The sequence below is a fragment of the Fluviicola sp. genome, from assembly GCF_030151805.1.
GTDB lineage: Bacteria > Bacteroidota > Bacteroidia > Flavobacteriales_D > Crocinitomicaceae > Fluviicola.
The window spans coordinates 1-3480 of the sequence record NZ_JASLCN010000366.1; the positions used below are offsets into that span (position 1 = coordinate 1).

Consider the following 3480-nt stretch of genomic DNA (forward strand, 5'->3'; position numbering starts at 1 on the left):
TGCATGCCATCTTCCAGGACAGAAAACGACGAATCTGGATTGGAACAGAAGATGGGATTGCATTCGGGGAAACAACAAATGACATTCGTCCTTTTTTCAAATCCCTAAAAACGGGTTTGATCATCTGTTTTTACCAAATGAAAAACGGAAACATACTGATTGGAGGAGAAAACGGATTCTATATTTTTTCAGAAGACCTGAAACTCATCCGGCAATTCAGCATCCGGAACGGATTGAACGGAAAAGAAGTACGCTGTTTTCATGAAAAAAAAGACGGCTCAATTCTTATTGGAACTTACGGCGGCGGATTATATTACTGGGATTTCAAACGATTGCTTCCACTTAACAGAATGAAGAACTGCCTTCTGGATGATGATATTTTTACCTTGGCTCCGGATAAAAAAGGCAATCTATACATTTCCTCAAATCATGGTCTTTATGTGATCAACGAGCAAAAGATCGAAGATTTCATTACACAAAAAATCAACTTTCTCATTCCTTTCAGATTAGGTCAGGATGATGGGATTCTGAATACGGAATTCAACGGCGGATTCCAAAACAACTATTACACCAAAGATCAAAAGCATTTCTACTTTCCAACAATCCAGGGCGTTTTAACCAGTTTTTTTGAAATCCCGAAATACAGGGAGTTGAAACCGTTTCTCAAGGAAGTAGTTGTCAATGACGAAGTTCAAAAATTAAGTGATCACATTTTCCCACGAAATACACATACGATCAACATTCAATTCTACTGTCCGAATTTTACTCAATTTTACAATCTTCACTACCAGTACAAGCTGGTTGGCCCGGATATCAAAGAAGAATGGAGCACTCCTACAAGACACGGAGCAATCAGTTTCAAAATGCTTCCTCCCGGCGAATACAAAGTTTACATGCGTGGAATTGATGGTTTTAATGACAACAATCCCAATGAAGTGGTCTATGAATTTAAAATTCAAAAACACATTTACGAAACCCTTTGGTTCAGATTAATGGCCTTCGGATTGGTATTCCTTCTGATATTCCTGCTCACTTACAAGCGCATTCAGGTATCAAAAGACCAGGAACTCAAAGACAGCGAGCACAAAAACACCATGTTTGAGTTGAAGTTGAAAGCAATTCAGGCTAAAATGAACCCGCACTTTATCTTCAATTGTCTGAATAATATTCAATACCTGATTGTAATGGGAAAACAGGAAGAAGCTGAATACGCATTAAGTGATTTCTCGATCCTGCTCCGCAAATTCCTGCAGCAAAGCGACAATTCCTTTATTACTTTACGGGACGAAGTCGAATTGCTGAAATCTTACATTTCGGTGGAACGCTTCCGTTTCGAAGAAAGCCTGGAAGTAGAAGTTCATATCCCTGAAAACCTGCTTCATCTTAAAATTCCAACCTTATTGATTCAGCCAACCGTAGAAAATGCCATTGTACATGGTTTAACACACAAAAAAGGGGCTAAAAAATTAATCATTGAGGGAAAATTGGTCGACGATCTGATTATTTTACAAATTGACGACAATGGAATTGGTCGACAGGAAGCAAAACGCATCAATACGTATCGTGCAAATCACATTTCACATGGCTGGAATATGGTTCTGGATAAGATCAATTTATTGAAGGCGAAATATCAATATTCCGTTATCTTTGAGATCATTGACAAACCTGAAAACAGCGGAACCACAGTCATCTTCAAAATTCCGTTGGTTACTGAAGAAATGATAGAAATCTAATTCAACATTCAAACACGTGAAAGCTCTCATCTTAGACGATATTCGAATCAGCCGGGAAGGTCTGGCAGCTTTGCTGAATAAAATCGATCCGGACATCGAAATAGCAGCAAGCGTTGCCACCACCGAAGAAGCAAAACAGGTTTTCGATGAAATGACAATCGACGTTGCATTTTTAGATATTCAATTGCAGGCAGGCACCAGTTTTGACCTCGTAGATGAAATTCCCTTCGAAACAAAAGTCGTTTTCATCACAGCTTATGACGAACACGCTATTTCAGCGATCCGGAAAGGAGCTTTCGATTACTTATTAAAACCGATCAATTCATCGGATTTACGTAATTGCATTCAACGGATCCGGGATGTTGATCTTCAAATGGCGGAATCAAATGAATCCGGCAGCGGGAAAAACGACGATCCGCGCGTTCATTCCGATTTAATCGGCATCACCGGTTTGGATTCCATCATTTTCTTAAAGATAGAAGATATTATTTATCTCAAAGCAGATGGAAAATATACCATGATCCAAACCACAACGGAACACATCACCAGTTCCAAGAATCTGAAAGTTTTCGAAACAATGCTTCCCGAATCAAAGTTCATGCGGGTTCATCATTCCTTTTTACTGAATCTGAAATACATTAAAAAGTTTCAGAAAGAATACAACACATTGGTTTTAGAAAACGGAGCGCAGATTCCCGTATCCAAATCACGGAAAGATTTGTTGATGCAGAGATTGATGCACGTTTAAACAACTGTCACATTAAAACTTTCATCCAAAGCAATCGAGCCTTCGATCACCTGGTGCGATCCGGGAATCAGTAATCCTTTCATTTTGGTTGTTTTTCCTTTGGAAAGTAAATCGATCATTTGTTTGTCTGTCAGCTTTTTACCCAGAATTTCAAACGGGATCATAAATCCGCAAACTTTGAAATTACTACAGCCAACCCCCGTTTTTCCGGTCATCAATTTATTGCTCTTGCATTTCGGACAATCCAGATCGGTGATATTCTGCTTCTCAACCTTTTTGCGTTCCTTTTTCTCTTTCACGACTGCTACCGGTTGATCGGTATGCAGCTGAATTCTGATCGGAGCCTGGGAAAAGATGACTTCATCGGTTAGTTCACGAACCATGACCATCAATTCTCTCTTGAACTGTTCCAGATCATACTCGCCTTTTTCGATCAAACGCAATTTTCGTTCCCATTGCCCGGTCAATTCGGCGCTTTTCAATAATTCATTTTGAATCGTATCAATCAATCCGACACCAGTTGTCGTTGCAATGAGATTCTTGCGTTTCTTCTCAATGTATTTTCGCTTGAACAGCGTTTCGATAATATTCGCGCGTGTTGCCGGACGGCCGATTCCGTTTTCCTTCATCATGTCACGCAGTTCCTCATCATCCACCATTTTCCCGGCAGTTTCCATCGCTCTCAGCAAAGTTGCTTCAGTATACGGTTTCGGCGGACTTGTTTTCCCCTGATGAATAAACGGTTGATGCGGACCGCTCTCGCCTTCCTCAAAATGAGGCATGGTTTGTTCCGGTTTTTCAACAGTCTTTTTTCCTTCGGAATCGCTTTCTTTCGTTTCTTCCCAAACAACGCGCCATCCCGGTTCAATAATCTGTTTTCCGGTTGCTTTGAATTCAATCTGACCTACTTTTCCGAGAACGGTTGTATTCGAAACTTTACATTCCGGATAAAACGCTGCAATGAAACGACGTGCAATCATATCGTAAATCTGCTGTTCC

Annotated in this window: 3 protein-coding genes; 2 read left to right on the forward strand and 1 reads right to left on the reverse strand. The window is 40.2% G+C overall.

Features of this window, described 5'->3' with window-relative positions; genetic code table 11:
- Both Q1V93_RS13875 and Q1V93_RS13880 read left to right on the forward strand, forming a co-directional pair.
- A partial coding sequence (locus Q1V93_RS13875) for a sensor histidine kinase (protein ID WP_300665500.1) occupies window positions 1–1733 on the forward strand: 1733 nt, incomplete at its 5' end.
- Between the two features lie 16 nt (window positions 1734–1749).
- Window positions 1750–2481, forward strand: a complete 732-nt coding sequence (locus tag Q1V93_RS13880; protein ID WP_300665501.1) for a LytTR family DNA-binding domain-containing protein — start codon at window positions 1750–1752, stop codon at window positions 2479–2481.
- Here the strand turns inward: Q1V93_RS13880 and Q1V93_RS13885 are convergent.
- Window positions 2478–3480 (reverse strand): type IA DNA topoisomerase (locus Q1V93_RS13885; protein WP_300665502.1); only part of this gene is annotated, 1003 nt, incomplete at its 5' end. The genes Q1V93_RS13880 and Q1V93_RS13885 overlap by 4 nt on opposite strands.